The sequence below is a fragment of the Shewanella inventionis genome, assembly GCF_014641855.1.
GTDB lineage: Bacteria > Pseudomonadota > Gammaproteobacteria > Enterobacterales > Shewanellaceae > Shewanella > Shewanella inventionis.
In genome coordinates this window covers 1-19,376 of the sequence record NZ_BMII01000050.1, presented here as the reverse complement: position 1 = coordinate 19,376, position 19,376 = coordinate 1, and the positions used below count along the sequence as shown (strand labels likewise).

Annotated in this window: 16 protein-coding genes; 12 read left to right on the top strand and 4 right to left on the bottom strand. The window is 42.7% G+C overall.

All coding sequences use genetic code 11. From position 1 onward, the window contains the following. Positions 1–398: 398 nt before the first annotated feature. Positions 399–629 carry a DUF1289 domain-containing protein gene (locus IEW93_RS20100; protein ID WP_188741013.1) on the bottom strand — a complete coding sequence of 77 codons (231 nt, stop codon included), beginning with the start codon at positions 627–629 and terminating at the stop codon, positions 399–401. 78 nt (positions 630–707) lie between these two features. Between IEW93_RS20100 and IEW93_RS20095 the strand changes: the two genes are divergently transcribed. From IEW93_RS20095 to IEW93_RS20065, 7 genes are all read left to right on the top strand, one after another. Next, complete coding sequence (locus IEW93_RS20095; protein WP_188741015.1) at positions 708–2,015, top strand: methyltransferase; 1,308 nt, start codon at positions 708–710, stop codon at positions 2,013–2,015. A gap of 253 nt (positions 2,016–2,268) precedes the next feature. Next, positions 2,269–3,318 (top strand): 3-oxoacyl-ACP synthase III, encoded by a 1,050-nt coding sequence (locus tag IEW93_RS20090; RefSeq protein WP_188741012.1) that lies wholly within the window; start codon positions 2,269–2,271, stop codon positions 3,316–3,318. 59 nt (positions 3,319–3,377) lie between these two features. Next, positions 3,378–4,253 carry an alpha/beta fold hydrolase gene (locus IEW93_RS20085; protein ID WP_188741011.1) on the top strand — a complete coding sequence of 292 codons (876 nt, stop codon included), beginning with the start codon at positions 3,378–3,380 and terminating at the stop codon, positions 4,251–4,253. A gap of 81 nt (positions 4,254–4,334) precedes the next feature. Then, positions 4,335–6,029 (top strand): olefin beta-lactone synthetase, encoded by a 1,695-nt coding sequence (gene oleC / locus IEW93_RS20080; RefSeq protein ID WP_188741010.1) that lies wholly within the window; start codon positions 4,335–4,337, stop codon positions 6,027–6,029. Beyond that, positions 6,017–7,093, top strand: a complete 1,077-nt coding sequence (oleD, locus tag IEW93_RS20075; protein WP_188741009.1) for a 2-alkyl-3-oxoalkanoate reductase — start codon at positions 6,017–6,019, stop codon at positions 7,091–7,093. Before oleC ends, oleD begins: the two co-directional genes overlap by 13 nt. A gap of 125 nt (positions 7,094–7,218) precedes the next feature. Further along, entirely contained in the window at positions 7,219–8,403 is a 1,185-nt protein-coding gene (megL, locus tag IEW93_RS20070; RefSeq protein WP_188741008.1) for a methionine gamma-lyase, read from the top strand. A 794-nt stretch (positions 8,404–9,197) separates the two neighbouring features. Beyond that, complete coding sequence (locus tag IEW93_RS20065) at positions 9,198–9,479, top strand: GIY-YIG nuclease family protein (protein ID WP_188741007.1); 282 nt, start codon at positions 9,198–9,200, stop codon at positions 9,477–9,479. 656 nt (positions 9,480–10,135) lie between these two features. On the opposite strand, the gene IEW93_RS20060 is transcribed toward IEW93_RS20065, so the two are convergent. Genes IEW93_RS20060 through IEW93_RS20050 form a run of 3 tightly spaced genes read right to left on the bottom strand, consistent with a single transcriptional unit; the run spans position 10,136 to position 13,308 of the window. After that, on the bottom strand, positions 10,136–10,531 hold the full coding sequence (locus tag IEW93_RS20060) for a hypothetical protein (RefSeq protein WP_188741006.1): 396 nt from the start codon (positions 10,529–10,531) through the stop codon (positions 10,136–10,138). Continuing rightward, entirely contained in the window at positions 10,531–12,606 is a 2,076-nt protein-coding gene (locus IEW93_RS20055; RefSeq protein ID WP_188741005.1) for a bifunctional diguanylate cyclase/phosphodiesterase, read from the bottom strand. Before IEW93_RS20055 ends, IEW93_RS20060 begins: the two co-directional genes overlap by 1 nt. A gap of 36 nt (positions 12,607–12,642) precedes the next feature. Next, a complete protein-coding gene (locus IEW93_RS20050) occupies positions 12,643–13,308 on the bottom strand; it encodes a transglutaminase-like cysteine peptidase (RefSeq protein WP_229706725.1) in 666 nt (221 codons plus the stop codon). Between the two features lie 1,420 nt (positions 13,309–14,728). Here IEW93_RS20050 and IEW93_RS20045 point away from each other — a divergent pair. Genes IEW93_RS20045 through IEW93_RS20025 form a run of 5 tightly spaced genes read left to right on the top strand, consistent with a single transcriptional unit; the run spans position 14,729 to position 19,303 of the window. Beyond that, entirely contained in the window at positions 14,729–15,895 is a 1,167-nt protein-coding gene (locus IEW93_RS20045; RefSeq protein WP_188741004.1) for a nucleotide sugar dehydrogenase, read from the top strand. A 33-nt stretch (positions 15,896–15,928) separates the two neighbouring features. After that, positions 15,929–16,927 carry an NAD-dependent epimerase gene (locus IEW93_RS20040; RefSeq protein WP_188741003.1) on the top strand — a complete coding sequence of 333 codons (999 nt, stop codon included), beginning with the start codon at positions 15,929–15,931 and terminating at the stop codon, positions 16,925–16,927. 36 nt (positions 16,928–16,963) lie between these two features. Next, positions 16,964–18,103 carry a glycosyltransferase gene (locus IEW93_RS20035; RefSeq protein ID WP_188741002.1) on the top strand — a complete coding sequence of 380 codons (1,140 nt, stop codon included), beginning with the start codon at positions 16,964–16,966 and terminating at the stop codon, positions 18,101–18,103. Positions 18,104–18,162: 59 nt separating this feature from the next. After that, the gene (locus tag IEW93_RS20030) at positions 18,163–19,017 is read left to right on the top strand and encodes an ATP-grasp fold amidoligase family protein (protein WP_188741001.1); all 855 of its coding nucleotides are present in this window, start codon (positions 18,163–18,165) and stop codon (positions 19,015–19,017) included. Between the two features lie 4 nt (positions 19,018–19,021). Further along, positions 19,022–19,303: a glycosyltransferase family protein gene (locus IEW93_RS20025; RefSeq protein WP_188741000.1), complete on the top strand. Its 282-nt coding sequence runs from the start codon at positions 19,022–19,024 to the stop codon at positions 19,301–19,303. Positions 19,304–19,376 lie beyond the last annotated feature (73 nt).

Genomic DNA, 19,376 nt, shown 5'->3' with positions numbered 1-19,376 from the left:
TAGAAACAGACAAATTGATCAGCCGAACGCCGAGAGAAAGTCGTTCTTTGAAAGTATTAATAAAGACCGATGAGCTACCATTGGAATGGTAGCTCAATCGATCATAACTAAATTGAAATGGTACTAGACCCTGTATTCCGTAAGCGAAGCGTTCCGTACACCGTTAACCGTACACTGTTATCTAAACTCTAGAAGGACGAAGTCCGCTCTCTGGCGAGCTTGCGAGTTCCTAGAACCTAGCACCTAGACCCTAGAACCTAGCACCACAACCTGTATTCCGTAAGCGAAGCGTTCCGTACACCGTTAACCGTATGCCGTTATCTAAACTCTAGAAGGACGAAGTCCGCTCTCTGGCGAGCTTGCGAGTTCCTAGGACCTAGCACCTAGCCCCTCGCACCTCATCTATTCTTTATACGCTTTTCGGCTTTTAACCATTGGGCGCGGGTTAAATTTTTATTATTAGTGTCACCTAAATATAGCTGTTTTCTGTCGTCTAACTTATCCCAAATTTGTTGTTTTTGGGCATCTGTTGCTTGTGACCAAATCACAATCTCATCAATATGGCGAAAACATCCCATACAATAATCGTCATCATTTAGGCCGCAGCGGGCGACACAGGGCGAGTGCATAGTTTACAATTCCGGTTTAGGCAGATAATGCTCGCATCCTATCATTTCAATCGGCTAAGGTTAACCGTAATACTCACTATGTCAGCAATCGATTATCAACATACTTTCAAGTCACTCGACTCATTGCTTGAGGCGTTAAGTCCCTTGTGGCAGATGGTGGCGTTTGAGTGTGACCACTTACCCTGGCAGCAAGCATTTCCGCATTTAGCACAAAAAGTATGGCAAATACCCGATACAGACATAGACACAATTGATGCCGATCAGCACTTGCTTGTACATACGTTGCTGCCAAGCTTAATCACAGATTTAAAACAAAGCTCACATCTACACCTTGCTCACATCATTGAGCACTTAAGCTTGTTAGTATTTACTTTGCCCAAAAGCACCATTAACCCAAGCATTCCCCAACAATTTGCACAACAATCTGCCCAGCAACAGAATGATTTAGCCCATTTTAGTGCTCATATTAAAGGCAGAAAGTGGCAACAAATTACGGCATTTGCAGCGCAAATCGACCCACAATTGCAAACCAAATTAACCGCGTTACCCATATTAGAATGGTGTGCAGGCAAAGGACATTTAGGTCGGTTAGTGGCTAAACAGCAACAGGTAAACGTCACCAGCCTTGAGTGGCAAACCAACTTATGCGAACAAGGGCAAGCATTTGCTAACCAATGGCAATTACCACAACGGTTTATCTGTGCCGATGCATTTGCACCACTTAATCCCAATGACAAGGTGTTTTACCCCCAGCAACATGCAATAGCACTGCATGCCTGTGGTGACTTACATGTACGGCTAATCCAGTTAGCCACTCATGCAAACACCCAGGCCATTTCAATGTCGCCTTGCTGTTATCACTTAATTCAACATTCGCATTATCAACCACTGTCAACTCAGGTTAAAGCCAGTAAACTCAAGCTTGCCAGACATGACTTGCAATTACCCCTCCAGCAAAGCGTCATTGCCAGCCCCAAACAACAAGCACTGCGACTGCAAGAAGTCGCATGGCGTTTAGGGTTCGACACCTTGCAGCGCCAAATTAGGGGTATTAACGCCTATTTACCCGTACCCACCATTAAACAAAGCCAATTAAGTGGCAGCTTTACCGACTTTTGCCTATGGGCAGCAAATCAAAAACAACTACAAATACCAAACGATATTGATTTTGACTCATTTTTACAAAGCGGTATCGCCAGGCAGCGGCTAACAAAACGCATCGATCTTGTCGCGCATTTATTTCGTCGCGCCCTCGAGGCATGGTTATTACTCGACCGGGTATGTTTTTTACAACAGCAGGGATATGAGGTTTCACTGAGCGAATTTTGTGCAAACAGTGTTACCCCCAGAAATGCCTTTATCCAGGCAATTAAAACAACGGCTTAACAACATTCATTAAGTATTTATGTATTAAGCCATTGTTAACGCTATTGTATTTAACGTAAGTCTGTAATAATCGAGCAGCCAGTTAATCAACAGCGCTAACCAAGCCGTAAAAAAAACGTCAAATAAGCCAGTCTTACAGCGGTTTTTGATTGAATAATTAAGCCATTCTTGTTCAAATGGCGGGTTAATAACGACTAACAACTAATCTAGCGCATGTGAGTGCTTGCTAGAGCGAAGCGAATAATACGGTTTAATGAAATATTCACGCGTCTTTATCAATAGTCTGGCCTATGAGCTAGCACCACAGGTAGTGTCCAGTAGCGATTTAGAATCTCGCTTAGCACCCCTATATCAAAAGTTTCGCATTCCAATGGGGCAACTTGCCGCATTAACCGGAATCACCGAGCGTCGCTGGTGGCCAAAAGGTCATCGCCTATCAGACGGTGCCATAGCAGCCGCCCGCAAAGCCGTCAACGAAACCGGCATTGAGATCAGTGAGCTAGGTGCCGTGGTTTACACCGGCGTATGTCGTGATCAGCACGAGCCAGCAACAGCATGTCGTATTGCTGCAGAGTTAGGCGTGTCAAAAGACACCGCAATCTACGACATCAGTAATGCCTGTTTAGGGGTGTTGTCGGGTATTTTAGATATCGCTAACCGTATCGAGCTTGGCCAAATTAAAGCCGGTATGGTGGTGTCATGTGAGTCGGCGCGCGATATCGTCGATGCCACAATCGATCACATGTTAGCCGAACCAACAATGCAAAATTTTGCGCAGTCTTTAGCAACCTTAACTGGTGGCTCAGGCGCTATCGCTGTCATTTTAACCGACGGTACCTTACCGCTTAAAACCACGCGTCAGCATCAGTTATTAGGTGCAAGCCACTTGTCTGCACCAGAGCATCATCAATTGTGTCAATGGGGCCTGCAAGAAGCAGGGCACTTATTGTATCGCGAGTTTATGCGTACCGACGCCGTCACCTTACTTAAAGAAGGCGTTGAGCTGGCCAAACACACCTGGGAGCATTTTTTAGCTCAGCGCGATTGGGTTGTAGAGCAGGTCGACAAAGTGATTTGCCATCAGGTAGGTGCGTCTAACCGTAAACAAGTGCTTAATGCGCTCAATATCCCACACGAAAAAGAATACCCAACCTACCAAAAGCTCGGCAACATGGGCACAGTATCGTTACCCGTAACCGCTGCAATTGCTCATGATGAAGGTTTTTTACGTGTTGGCGATCAAGTCAGCTTTTTAGGAATAGGCAGTGGCTTAAACTGCATGATGTTAGGAATAAAGTGGTAAGCCCAAGGCTGCACTGACGTTTTTGCATTACATTATAAAAATAGTTTACAGGATGCATCATGCTAGACAACTTACTGCCATTTAAAAGTCATTACCTCGACCGTAACGGCAATAAACTGCACTATATCAACGAAGGTCAGGGTGAGCCTGTCGTCATGGTGCACGGTAATCCTAGCTGGAGTTACTACTACCGAAACTTAGTGAGTGCGTTGAGCGACAATCATCAATGCATAGTGCCAGACCACATTGGCTGCGGTTATTCAGACAAACCCGACGACCCACAATACGACTACACATTAACCAGTCGTATCGACGATTTAGAAGCATTATTAGACAGCCTAGACGTTAAACAAAACATCACACTTGTGGTGCATGACTGGGGCGGAATGATCGGCATGGGCTTTGCGGCTCGCCATCCTGAGCGCATAAAACGCATTGTGTGCTTAAACACAGCAGCATTTCATTTGCCAAAATCTAAGCCGTTTCCATGGGCATTATGGATATGCCGCGAAACCTTACTCGGCACCTTGTTAGTTCGCGGTTTTAATGCGTTTTCATCTGCGGCATCCTACGTGGGTGTTAAGCGTAAACCCATGAGCAACGAGGTGCGCCAAGCCTATATCGCCCCGTTTAACTCATGGAAAAACCGCATTTCAACATTGCGTTTTGTGCAAGACATCCCCTTAAAGCCGGGCGATCGTAATTATGATTTAGTGACCCATATCGGCGACAGCTTAAGTCAGTTTGCAACCGTGCCGACCTTGATTTGTTTTGGTTTACAAGATTTTGTATTCGACAAACACTTTTTAGCGCAGTGGCGTCAACGCATGCCCCATGCGACAGTGCACGAATTTGCAGACTGTGGCCATTATATTCTTGAAGACGCCAGCGACGAAGTCATCGCGTTAATTAAAGACTTTATTGCCCAGCATTAACAACCAAAAAGGCTCATTTGAGCCTTTTGTAGTATACAGCCAGTACTATAAATTAAACCTATGTAATAAAGCCGAGTGATTATGACTCAAACAACAGTAGATACTAATGCCAATATTTGCGTGCACCTCCAACGTGCAGCGCATACCATGCCAACTGAGTTAGCTGTTGCAGTACAACAGGCCAAAAATGGCACATTTGCCTACCAAGAAATCGACTTTAACAGATTACATCAACAGTCAGACACTATTGCAAAAGGGCTGCTCCAATACGGGATAAGCCGCGGCAAAAAAGCCGTACTCATGGTAACCCCAAGCATAGAGTTTTTTTCGCTCACCTTTGGTTTATTTAAAGCCGGTATTATTCCTATTTTGGTCGACCCAGGCATGGGCATCAAAAACCTCAAACAATGCTTTGCCGAGTCACAGCCAGACGTGTTTATAGGCATACCTAAAGCCCATGTCGCCCGGCGAATTTTAGGCTGGGGTAAAGGCAGTGTCGAGCAAGTCATTAATGTGGGCGGCACAAGGTTGCAACGCTGGCTAACCAACGCAACCCAGCTCGAAACCATTATTCAAATTGGCAGTCGTAACACGCAAATTTTCGACATGGCAACGCCAGATAAAGATGACATGGCCGCCATTTTGTTTACCAGTGGCAGTACCGGCACCCCAAAAGGCGTGGTATACAGCCACGGCATGTTTCAAGCGCAAATTAACGCCCTAAAGCACGATTATGGCATTACTCCCGGCGAGCGCGATTTAGCCACTTTCCCGTTATTTTCGTTATTTGGCCCAGCGCTTGGCATGGCATCCATTGTGCCAGACATGGACGCCAGCAAACCCATTACCGCTAATCCCGCAAACTTATTTGCCGCCATTGAGCAGTATCAATGCAGCAACATGTTTGTTAACCCAGCATTGCTGGAACGTCTAGGCCAAGCAGGCGAGCAAACTCAGCATAAACTCAATAGCGTACAAAGAGTGATTTCAGCCGGCGCGCCAGCCACCATTAGCGCCATTAAACGCTTCAGCCAAATGCTCAACCCTAATGTGCAAGTGCTTAACTCTTATGGCGCAACCGAGTCGTTACCCATTAGCATGATAGGCAGCCAAGCCTTGTTTAACACCAGCGATTTAACCGATCAGGGTAAAGGCATTTGTGTAGGCAAGCCTATCTCGTCAGTTGATATCAGCATCATCGCCATCACAGATAACCCAATCGAAGATTGGGACAACGTTACCCCATTACCAGCAAATCAAATAGGCGAAATCGTTGTCAAAGGCCCAATGGTTAGCCAGGCATATTATCGCCGACTTAAAGCCACTGAACATGCCAAAATTAACGACAACTATGTGTACCGTCACCGCATGGGCGATGTTGGGTATCTAGACGATGACGGCCAATTATGGATGTGCGGCCGCAAAGGCCATATCGTGGATGCAAAACGCGGTAAACAAAAGCTAAAACGCTATTTTACCATTCCTTGTGAGCGAGTATTTAACACCCATCCACAAGTGAAACGTTCGGCCATCGTTGGTGTTGAAGTCGCCGGCGATACCGTGCCCGTTGTTTGTATCGAACTCAATAAAGAGGTTGTGTGTTCAAACAGTAAAGCGCTATACCAAGCTTTAACAGCACTTGCAGAGCAATACCCGCACACCCAAGGCATTAACCGTTTTTTAATTCACCCAGACTTTCCGGTAGATGTACGTCACAACGCCAAAATATTTAGAGAAAAGCTTGCCGTTTGGGCACAGCGCAAATGGCGAGAATAGGACTTAACACCATGCTATTAACCGATTTTACACTCGAAGAGCAAAACGCACTCACTTTGCTTGCCACTAAGGTTAACAAAGTATTTGTTACCGGGGCAGGTGGTTTTTTAGGGTTTGCCATTTGCCAACGTTTGCGCGCTGCTGATATTGAGGTTGTTGGTTTTGCCCGAGGTGATTACCCTAAACTTGCCATGCTAGGTGTCGATATGCATCGTGGCGACATAAGCGACTTTACCAGTGTTAAAAATGCCATGCAGGGCTGCGACATGGTGTTTCATGTTGCCTCAAAAGCGGGTGTATGGGGCAGTAAACAAAGCTACTATTCCCCCAATGTTGACGGTGCAAATAATATTATCAAGGCATGTAAAGCGCTCAATATTCACCACCTTGTGTACACCAGCACCCCCAGTGTGACTTTTGCCGGCATTGACGAAAATGGCATTAACGAATCTGCCCCCTATGCCAGCCAATACCTTAATTATTATGGCGAATCAAAAGCAATAGCTGAACAAAACATCCTAGCCGCCAACAGCGACAGCTTAAAAACCACAGCGCTACGCCCACACCTAATTTGGGGGCCAAACGATCCTCATCTTGTGCCGCGTGTTATTGAGCGCGCAAAAGCGGGTAAACTCAAGCTGGTAGGCTATCAAGACAAACTGGTCGATACCATTTATGTCGACAATGCCGCCTACGCCCATATCTTGGCCGGGGTCGATCTTGTCTATGCAGCCAAAAGTGCAGGTAAAGCATACTTTTTAAGTAACGATCAACCCATTACCATGGCCGCAATGCTCAACAACATACTGGCCTGTGCCGATTTACCCCCAGTAACCAAACGAGTACCAGCAGGCGTTGCCTATACCGCAGGCGTCGTGCTCGAGGCGCTTTATGGCCTGCTAAACAAAACACAAGAGCCAATAATGACTCGCTTTGTTGCTCGCCAGCTATCAACCAGCCACTACTTTGACATCAGTGCAGCCAAACAAGATTTAGGCTACCAGCCCTTAATCAGCATAGAGCAGGGCATGCAACGACTAAAGCAGTCACTCGCAAACATGTAACATTGTATTTACAATCAGCAAGCGGCTTATTTGGTATAAGCCACTTGGCTAAAACCCAAACCGCTGTATCTTAAAACCTGACCACAACCCAATAACTTAATAACAAAGTGGTTCAGGGAGAGACAATGTCACACAACAAGCAACATGCATGGAACCCAGCTACCTTAGCCATTCATGGCGGCCATCAACGCGAAGCTTTTGGCTCGCTCACCACGCCACTTTATCAAACCGCCACCTTTGTATTTGATAACGCAGAGCAAGGTGGAGCCCGTTTTGCGGGTGATGAGCAAGGTTACATCTATACCCGTTTAGGCAACCCAACAACCGCAGAATTAGAGCGTAAAATGGCACTGTTAGAAGGTGCAGAAGATGCCGCCGCAACCGCATCAGGTATGGCAGCTGTATCAAGCGCACTGTTAACCCATTTGCATGCAGGCGATCACTTGGTTGCATCAAAAGCGGTTTATGGCTGCACCTTCGCCCTCATGACCACCCAACTCACGCGCCTAGGCATCAGCACCACATTAGTCGACTTTACCGACATGCACGCAGTAGAGGCCGCGCTCAAACCTAACACCAAAGTGTTGTTTTGCGAAACCCCAGTTAATCCACATCTGCAAGTGTTCGACCTGAGTAAAATGGCCAGCATAGCCAAAGTCCACAATCTAGTGTCCATCGTCGACAACACCTTTATGACCCCACTCTTGCAACAACCTCTTGCTCTTGGCATCGACATGGTGATCCACAGCGCGACTAAATATTTAAATGGTCATGGCGACGTAATCGCAGGCATAGTGTGTGGCAACGCAGAGCACATGCACCGCTTAAAGTTTGAAATATTAAAAGACTTTGGCGGCGTAATATCCCCCCACGACGCCTGGCTGATTTTACGCGGTTTAAAAACCCTAGACGTCCGCTTAACCCGCCACTGCGACAACGCAGAAGTGTTAGCTGAATATTTAGATAAACACCCTAAATTCAGTCAGGTCTTTTACCCAGGTTTAGCCCACCACCAGGGCCACAGCTTTGTGGGTAATCAAATGAAACGCGCCGGCGGCGTCATCGCATTCGAACTAAAAGGCAACAAGCAAGACGCAATTAACTTCGTCAACCGCCTAAACCTACTCACCATCGCCGTCAGCCTAGGCGACGCCGAATCGCTCATCCAACACCCAGCGTCCATGACCCACTCACCCTACACCCCAGAAGCCCGCCAAGCCGCAGGCATCACCGACACCCTACTGCGCATATCAGTAGGCCTAGAAGACGTAAAAGACTTAATAGCAGACATAGAACAAGCACTGCAGTAGATTGTCTTTAGGTACTAGGTTCTAGGAACTCGCAAGCTCGCCAGAGAGCGGACTTCGTCCTGCTAGAATCTAACCAACACCGCCTACTACTACGTCGTCCCGGTAACGCTTTTGAGCCGGGACCCAGGTGTTGGGGCCGAGGTACTAGGTACTAGGTGCTAGGTTCTAGGAACTCGCAAGCTCGCCAGAGAGCGGACTTCGTCCTGCTAGAATCTAACCAACACAGCTCACTACTACGTCGTCATTACTCATTCGTATCCAACACCGCCCACTACTACGTCGTCCCGGTAACGCTTTTGAGCCGGGACCCAGGTGTTGGCTTTTACGCTTTTACACAAGGTCAAAAGAAACACCTGGATCCCTGATAACAGATCTCAGGGATGACAGCAAAAAGATAAAGGCATAAAGATGAATGCTTACTTCGTCATTTGCTCATTCGTAACCAACACCGCCCACTACTACGTCGTCCCGGTAACGCTTTTGAGCCGGGACCCAGGTGTTGGGGCCGAGGTACTAGGTCCTAGGTGCTAGGTTCTAGGAACTCGCAAGCTCGCCAGAGAGCGGACTTCGTCCTTCTAGAATCTAAGCAACACCGCCCGCTACCACGTCGTCATTACTCATTCGTATCCAACACCGCCTACTACTACGTCGTCCCGGTAACGCTTTTGAGCCGGGACCCAGGTGTTGGCTTTTGCTCAAGTAGTTAGTTATTGGTTTAAAGCTCTGTCGTTGTGCAACGAACCTCACTATTAACTGCTATATTTTTTACATTATTTAAGCAGAGCAAAATGTTTATGGATAAGCAATCATACATTTACATCATGGCAAATCGGCCAAATGGCACTCTTTATGTTGGCGTCACCTCAGACTTAATACGACGAAACTGGGAGCATAAAAATGGCTTGTCTGATGGTTTCACCAAAAAGCATTCGATAAACAGATTGGTTTACTATGAAGTTTGTAATGACATTTATAATGCGATAACAAGAGAAAAACAGCTTAAAAAGTGGAAGCGAGAGTGGAAAATTGAATTAATTGAAAAACTCAATCCACGCTGGGAAGATCTAGAACTCTAGAGATTAAAAATCAAAAATTAAAAGAAACACCTGGATCCCCAATTAAAGCATTTGAGGATGACGGCATAAAAGGCAAAATCAAGTGCAACACCTGGATCCCTGATAACAGATCTCAGGGATGACGGCAAAAAGATAAAGGCATAAAGATGAATGTCTACTTCGTCATTTGCTTATTCGTAACCAACACCGCCCACTACTACGTCGTCCCGGTAACGCTTTTGAGCCGGGACCCAGGTGTTGGGGCCGAGGTCCTAGGTTCTAGGAACTAGGAACTCGCAAGCTCGCCAGAGAGCGGACTTCGTCCTTCTAGAATCTAAGCAACACCGACTACTACTACGTCGTCCCGGTAATGCTTTTGAGCCGGGACCCAGGTGTTGGGGCCGAGGTACTAGGTACTAGGTGCTAGGTGCTAGGTTCTAGGAACTCGCAAGCTCGCCAGAGAGCGGACTTCGTCCTGCTAGAATCTAGATAATAACGGAATACATAACGCTTCGCTCACTGCTTTTAGGCACTAGGCTCTGTCCTCGAGTGCTTTTATCGAGGATTCTAGATTCTAGACTCTCGGTTCTAGACTCTCGATTCTCGCCCCTTCTTTTACAAACACCCACAAAAAAGCCCAAATTAATGGGCTTTTAATGTGATGCAACGAGTGAGTATTAGTTGCTAGAGATTGTGCCGGCACCACCGCCTGAGCCGCCGCCAAAACCTGGACCGCCAGGAGCAGGGGCTGCACCAAATGCGCCGCCAGCTGCGGTTTGTAATTCTTCAAGGTTTGCAGCAACAATCGCTGGGTCAATACCGTTAGCAACAGCAACAGCTAAAATTTCGTCAGGTGTCATACCTGCTTCAACTGCGGCTTGTATAGCTTCGATAATTAATGCTTCATCACCATTGGCCGCAATAAAGGCATTGGCTAATTGGGTTGCAGCTTCAGATACCGGCACACTTTGCGTGCTCGCAGTAAGAGTTTCTTCTGCAGCCATTGCACCTACTGACATACCGGCAGTCATTAATGCCGAAACTAATAACAGAGTTAATTTATTCTTACGCATTATCTTGCCTCGTGATTGGTTGATTGACTGAAGTCGTTCAGCTGCAATGCACATGTCCATGAGTGGTTAGCGTTTGCAGGGATAATTGTACTGAAATTCCGTACAGCATACAATCCATTGCCTTGTAAACCATCGATGTTCATGAGTGAAAAATGTTCACCTATCTCTGACGACTCAACCTGTGGTGCAATGATTTTTATACCAATACCATGGCATATTTGGGTTACGGTTTGCACAAAAAAGCGCGTGTCGGCCTGGGCTATATCACGCACGTAACTGGCATCAATCTTAATAAAATCAATGTTTAAGTTTCTTATGTAACAAAACGAGCTTAAACTCGAGCCAAAACGTTCAATCGCAATACCAATATCTAATTGCTTAGCGCGACGAATAAATTTCTCGGTCGACTCAAGCGAAAGCATCGCGCCAGACTCGTTAAATTCATACAAAAGTGGTGGAAGCGATTTATGTAATTTTTGATATAAATCGAACAACCAGCCAGTAAACACCGGATTATGCAACGCGCGGTTACTAATATTAATCGCCACACGGGTATGCTCAATATGATGCAGCTTATAAAATATAAAGCACACAACCGCCTGCTCAAGCTCTTGCAATACCCCTAAACGTTCTGCCATCGCAAAAACGTCTATGGTAGACAACTCTTCACCGTCTACTTTAAAGCGCACAAACGACTCAACATATAAAATCGACTGAGTATCATCCACCACAGGTTGCAGCATAAGGTCAAAAATCTTATCAAGCGGAATACACTTAATGGCAAAGTCTTTAGGGCTGCTTTGGCTAATCTCGCTTTTAAAATACTCAGTAAAGTGAGTTAATATGCCCACCCATTCTTCTCTCGAATGGTTTTTTTGCATACCTTGCGCCGTTACCAACCCTTTATCGTTGTCGGCATATTGATTATGCACTAACTGATGATCTAAACGCTTAACAACCGCGGCAAATTCTTCTTGATGATTAACACGGGTGAGGGCATGTTTTGCAAAACCATTAGCAAACCTGTTAGAACCCTCAATATTAATAATCGCAGCCATTTGCTGGTCTATCGACTTTGCAGCGTCTTCAGTTAATAAGCTTAAAAACGCAAACTCAGAGCCAGAAATACGATATAAGGTGGCCTCTTGCAGCAAACTCATTTGTTGGCTAAAAATTTGTGCGCCCGACAAAATATACTCATCGCCACTGCCATAACCCTCAATATCGTTAATGTGTTTTAACGACGTCATCGACAACAAGCCTAAATAAAACCGATTTCCGTGTCGGTCATATTCTGCTTGTAATGACTCAAAGCGTTTTAATAATGCACGGCGATTTGGCAAGCCAGTGTGTGGGTCAATGTATACCTCATGCGACAAGGCCTCAGCCAGCTTGGTTTGCTCGTTAAACGAGCGCTGCACATTTTCAACCATACGGTTAATGGCATTAACCACAGTGCGCAGCTCAGAGGTAAAAGGATTAACCGCATTAAGGGTAAAACGTTTTTGTATAACCGACTCAGCTTGTTTTTCAATATGGCGTAACGGGTTAAGCACAGCCTTTAAAATAAAATACACACACAATAAAGCCACAAGCAGCTGTAACAGCGTGGTATTAAAGGTGTCTACAGCATGGTCCCACAAACTTTTGTACGAGGTACCCGCATGCGACTGCACATCTAACTTACCTGCAATACGCCAGCCGTCGCTCACTTCACTGGTCATCACCGGCGGGATCAAGGTAAACCAGTCAATAAACCACTGTGGTACAGCAAAATTACCGTCTGGGTTATCGCGTTTAAACAATACCTCACCGTCTAAGTCGGTAAAGGTAATGTGCTGATAATAACCCGAGTCAAAAATCGCATTGGTCATGGTTTCGGCTATGACTAAGCCTTCTTCATCCATATAAGGCGATATAGACAAACCTAAACTGTGCGCCGCCCCTTGAGCATGCGAGGCCAATTGCTCGTTTAAGTAATCACGCATGTTAGACACATTGTTATAAAGCGCCGCGCCAAAGCTAAACAAAGACAAACACGCAATCAATAAATACAATTGCAACCGTAAAGACATTCCCTTTCTAAACATAATTGTTAACCCTGCTTTTTGTTATTCGCCGTTTTCTATTCTATTTACTAAATCAGTCCAGGTTTTAGTGCCTGAGCTTGTCGGTTTGTTACTTCCTAAGCCTTGTGCTTTTGCCAACCATAAGCCTTGCCCATTAAATGAGTAAACAGGCTTTAAATCTCGGCGTTGATTAGCAGGTAAAATCTTTGTCTTTAAATTATCTAGCACTAAAGGCATAGCACCGGGAGTATCTAAATAAATCAGTACCATGTGTGGCTCGTTTATCAGTAGTGCACGCACATACATTAAACGCATTTTGCTTTCATCAACGCCCATAGCTTTAAGCGTAAAATACTTAAAAATGGCAAAGTCTTCACAATCACCACCTTTAGTGCCCAAAGACTCTATAGGCGTAGCCCAATAATCGCTTTTATTCCAATGGTCGCTGTCGCTGGTAAAACGAATCCGCCGATTGGCAAATTGATTGGCTAAATGTAATTTTTCACTATCACTTAACCCCATGCCTTCATTAATGGTATCTCGCCAGTCTGTAAAATCATCAATACGTTTAGCACCATAACGCTGCTCTACAACCTTAAAAAAATCAGTCGTAAATAGCTCATCGGTTATGTTAGCAATACAAATAGCCGAAAACACCACTGGCAAAATAAGCCAATGGCGACAAATAAGTTTGCTCAAGCTAGCCAAGCGTATGCCCAAAATGCCTACTGTAAATTCACGAAAATGACCAAATATAATAGAACTGAAATAAATCTACATAAATTAATGCTATAGCGGCGTTTATCATAATCTAGTTACGCTAAAAACGACAATAAAATGGCAATATAAACCATTGTTGTGTGTTTAAAACTGAGCAGGTAGCTCTAAAGTATTACAAATAGCAGGCAGTTTTAAACTTTACCCTGAGCGAACCATAGGTAGGTTAAAAAACAACCTGACGTCATTAAATATTCGCATGTCAATTTATTGGCATGTTAATTGTTTGTAATAATTGGCCTGTATAAGTAAAGCATACACACATACAGCAAAAAGGCACAAACCCTTGTGGCTACAAACTCGATGGCAATATGTACAACAAAGCGTAGCTTAAAATTAAAACTAATTAAAACAGTTTGTTAATAAATGGTTACCTGCAAATAAGAGCGATTAAAACGGCATAGTGGTGTGATCAAAATAAAATGTTACGGCCAAAGTATGGTAACAGGCAGCGCACCAACATGAAGCGAATTGTTTTAAAATGTGACACTGCAGTGCAAACATAAAAGTAAAAACAAAATTTCAAGCACAACATTAACAGTCTGTAAAAACGTAAAATAAGAACAAAAAAAGAGCAAAGCAAACAACAAAAAAATGAACGATTTTAGCTCATTCTAAAGTAGCAAAAGGTACTTTTGTTGCGTTTTAAAATGCCAAAAATGATTAAAAATTGACTGTTTATAAAAGATCGTCAAAAAACTGTCATTAAATTACCGTATACATTATAATTGCCGAATCATTAAGAGGACAAACGTAAAAGCAGAGAGTAGAAAAGGAACATTCGTACAAGGCATGACGCCACCGAGAACTGTTGTTGAGGCACAAAATCACCCGATTTAACCTCATTAGTTACCGATGCAACCTCATATCGTTGTTGTTCCCTACTGTGTCCAAAATACATACTTTTAGGCGTAATCAACACGCCCAAAAAACACCGTGTATTGCCAAGGCTGGCGAGTTAACACATCACTCACCACCCCGGCAGCGAGCAAACTCGCAGGACCCAATCTACTGTTTCACTCTGAAACGCCAACCTCCTTAGTACAAAAAGTTAATAGTAAAAAGTTAGCAGCAAAAAATTAGCAGTAAAAAGTTAGTAGTAAAAGTACTAACAAAATAACAAGTTAACAGGTTTTACAGCAATCTAGAGGCTGCAATCTAGTGGCGGTAGCGTGCCTTTTTACAGGCAAAACAACGCGAGAATCGAGAATCTAGAATCTGCTTCGCCCGTAATCTTTTATGCCGTTATCGTTGTTATCTAGTACCTAGAAGGACGAAGTCCGCTCTCAGGCGAGCTTGCGAGTTCCTAGCACCTCTTACTTGTTCAATTTTTCCACAGGACGTATACAAAATGAAAATTGCCATTGCAGGCACAGGCTATGTTGGGTTGTCCAACGCAATGTTACTGGCACAACACAATGAAGTGGTTGCCGTAGACATTATCGAGCAAAAAATTGCCATGCTTAACGATAAAGTGTCGCCTATTGCCGACACCGAAATCGAAGACTTTCTTGCAAACAAAGCATTGCACTTTACAGCCACAATAAACAAAGCCGAAGCTTATAAAGATGCCGATTTTGTCATTATCGCCACGCCAACAGACTACGACCCTGTTACAAACTACTTTAATACCTCATCTGTAGAGTCGGTGATTAAAGATGTTATTAGCATTAACCCCAATGCAGTAATGGTGATTAAGTCAACCGTGCCTGTTGGTTACACCGAGCGCATTAAGCAAGAATTTTCCTGCGACAACATTATCTTTTCGCCTGAGTTTTTACGTGAGGGCAAAGCCCTACACGACAACCTCTACCCGTCACGTATTATTGTGGGTGAGCAAAGTAAGCGGGCTAACACCTTTGCCAATTTGTTAGTGCAAGGTGCAATTAAAAAAGATATCCAGGTATTGTTTACTCACTCAACCGAGGCCGAAGCCGTTAAGCTGTTTTCAAACACTTACCTGGCACTGCGTGTTGCTTACTTTAACGAGCTAGACACCTACGCCGAAGCTCATAGCCTTAACAGTAAACAAATTATCGACGGTGTGTGTTTAGACCCACGCATAGGTAACCACTACAACAACCCATCTTTTGGTTATGGCGGTTACTGCTTACCAAAAGACACCAAACAACTGCGGGCCAATTACGCCGATGTACCTAATAACTTAATCGGCGCCATTGTCGACGCCAACACCACCCGTAAAGACTTTATTGCCGAATCAATTCTTAAACGTAACCCTAAAACAGTCGGTATTTACCGTTTAATCATGAAGTCAGGCTCAGACAACTTTCGCGCATCAAGTATTCAAGGGGTAATGAAGCGCATTAAAGCCAAGGGTATCGAGGTCATTATTTACGAGCCGGTAATGGAGCAAGATGAGTTTTTTAATTCAACCGTTTATCGCGATCTTGAACAGTTTAAACATGATGCCGATGTGATTGTATCTAACAGAATGGATATTGAGTTAAGTGATGTTGCAGATAAAGTCTACACACGTGATTTGTTTGGAAATGATTAGCGTTAAGTCATAATTAAGGGACTATAAATTGATATGAAATACCTAGTAACAGGTGCCGCTGGATTTATCGGTAACTTTGTCGCAGAGCGACTATGCGAGCAAGGCCATGAGGTCGTTGGGTTAGATAACTTAAATGATTATTACGACCCCAATTTAAAACTGGCCAGACTAAAACGAATTGAGCATTTAGCAACGTTCAGATTTGTCAAAATAGACATATCAGAAAGAGCCGCCATTGCAAAGCTATTTGAAGATGAAAAGTTCGACCGAGTTATTCACCTAGCTGCACAGGCTGGGGTTAGGTACTCAATTGAAAATCCAATGGCCTATATTGACTCTAATCTAGTCGGTATGGCTACAATTCTTGAAGGCTGCCGCCATAACAAGGTGCAGCATTTAGTGTATGCATCCTCGAGTTCTGTATATGGTATGAATGAAAAAATGCCATTCTCTACCGAAGATGCAGTAGACCATCCTGTTTCGCTTTATGCCGCTACCAAAAAATCAAATGAATTGATGGCTCACAGCTACAGTCATTTATATGATCTGCCAACCACAGGGTTACGTTTTTTTACTGTCTATGGCCCTTGGGGACGACCAGACATGGCGCCATTTTTATTTACTGATGCCATCTTAAATGACCGTCAAATTAACGTATTTAACCACGGGAAAATGAAACGTGACTTTACCTATATTGATGACATCGTCGAAGGTATCATCCGTATTCAAGATGTCGTGCCAAAACGAGATGCTGAAAATTCAAATACGTCACCTTCTTCAAGCAAAGCACCTTATAGAGTCTTCAATATTGGCAATAACGAACCAATACCACTGATGACATTTATTGAAGCTATTGAAAACGCATCCGGGAAAATAGCGGATAAGAATTTTATGCCAATGCAAGCTGGTGATGTACCAGCCACTTTTGCAGATATCGATAGTTTACAAGATGCTGTTGGTTTTAAACCTGATACTAGTATTGAATATGGTATGCAGCAGTTTGTTGACTGGTATCGTAAATATCATTGTTAATTGTTCAGTTAAAAAATAGAGAAGAAGGTTGGTATAATGAAAGTGGCTGTTGTGCATGATTGGCTTACAGATTTGGGTGGTGCTGAAAAAGTCTTAAAATCGATTATTAATATTTATCCGAATGCGGATATATATACAATTGTATGTGGAATGAACAATGAACAATTGTCTTCGTTAGGTATTCTTAAACCGGTTAATACTTCATTTATACAACGTCTACCATTTGGAATTAAAAAATACCGGTCATATCTGCCATTAATGCCACTTGCTATTCAGCAATTTGACCTAAGTTCATACGATTTAATTATTTCGAGTAGTTATTGTGTGGCTAAAGGTGTTTTGACTGGGCCTGATCAATTACATATTTCGTATTGCCATTCTCCTGTACGCTATGCTTGGGACTTACAGGGACAGTACTTAAAAGAAAGTGGAATTGAAAGTGGTTTTAAATCAATATTAGCTAGATACTTTTTAAATAAAATTAGAGATTTTGATGTTAGATCTTCATTTGCAGTAGATAAATATGTAGCCAACTCTACATTTATTCAACGAAGAATAATGAAGTTTTATCGCCGAGAATCAGAAGTTATCTATCCTCCTGTTGATACAGAATCGTTTACTTTAGTTGAAAATAGACAAAACTATTATATTACCTGTTCTCGATTAGTTCCTTATAAAAAGGTAGACCTAATCGTTAATGCGTTTAAAAGTTTACCTGATAGACATTTGCTAGTTGTTGGTGACGGACCTGATTATAAAAGAATTAAGGAATCACTTCCTCCCAATGTTACTCTTTTGGGTTTTCTTGAATATTCAGACCTAATAAGTAAAATTCAAAATGCAAAAGCGTTTATTTATGCTGCAGAAGAAGACTTTGGAATTGTACCTGTAGAAGCTCAAGCGTGTGGTACGCCTGTAATAGGTTATGGAAAAGGTGGTTTAATAGATACAGTAAAAAACGGAATTACAGGTATTCACTTTTATAAACAAACGACTGCTTCAATTATAGAAGCTGTAAAAAAGTTTGAAAATTCTGTAACTTTAGTTAGTGCAAAAGAGATATCTCAGCACGCACAAAAATTTGGAAGTGAAAGGTTTGAAAACGAATTGTCTGATTTTATAAACGAAGCCATTGAATTACATAAAAGCAAGTTGATACAAATGGTTAAAGGTTGAGAGCTCCTTAATAACTGATTTGATATTAACGATTTAAGTATTACTGGTACGAGGTGTGAATGAAACAGATTTTAAAGAAATTGCTACTTTTATTTCCAATAAAAATTCAAATATTTTTTAACTTTAGAGCCAGGAATGGCTACTTTCCTAATTTTAAAAAACCTAAAAGTTATAATGAGAAAGTACAGTTTAGGAAGTTGTTTGATAATAACCCTTTGTTTGTTACTTGTTCAGATAAATATAAAGTTAGAGGCTATGTTGAAGCAAAGGTAGGTAAAGATTATTTGATTCCGTTATTGTATGTAGGTGAAAATATAAGCGAAAAAGTATTGAGAAATATTGAAAAAAATTTTGTGGTTAAAACAACTCATGATTCTGGCACTGTTATCATTATTAAAAAAAATGATGAGGTAGATTATAAATTTGTCGTTGATTCAATTACGAAGTCGTTAGGTTACGATTTTGGAAAATTGGTACATGAACCATGGTACTCAAAAATAGAGCCTAAAGTAATTATCGAAGAGATGCTTCAAGGCGAAAATGGTTCAGTGCCAAATGATTATAAGTTTCATGTTTTCAATAGGAAAAATGAAAGTCCTAAAGTTATATTAGGTGTAGATTTCGACAGGTTTACTAAAAATCAAAGCCGCTCTTTTTTTGATGAAAGTGGTAGGCAACTAGATTTTGAAATAGATTATCCAAATTTAAAAAAAGAAAGGCCTAATATTGATAACTTAGATGAAATGTTCCGAATTGCAAAAGCGCTTTCAGAGGATTTTGATTATGTTCGTGTAGATTTATATTCTGTAAATAATAAAATATATTTTGGTGAATTGACATTTGCTATGGCTTCAGGTTTTGCAATTTTTAGAACAAAAGAGCAAGATTTCGAATTTGGAAAATTTTGGGAATAATAAAATGAAAATTTTATATGTTGTTAATACCTATTATCCTGATGTGAACGGCGGTGCACCAAGATCTGTGCAAATGCTTGCTGAGGCAATGAAAGAAGATGGTAATGAGGTTGTTGTTGTTCGTTTGTCTCCTAATAGGAATATAGAAATATATGAGTATCAAGGTGTAAAAGTTTATTCAATGCCAGTTCGCAATTTATACTTCCCGAGAGAAGAAGTAATTCCAGATAAATCAGGGCGGGATCATACTTTGTTAACAGTAGGGAACTTTTTCGTATCGGCATGATCTGATCAGGCATGTTAATCTACTGAACCTAATCCATGTCCTTATTTGAACACTTGAAACTTATCGAAGACCC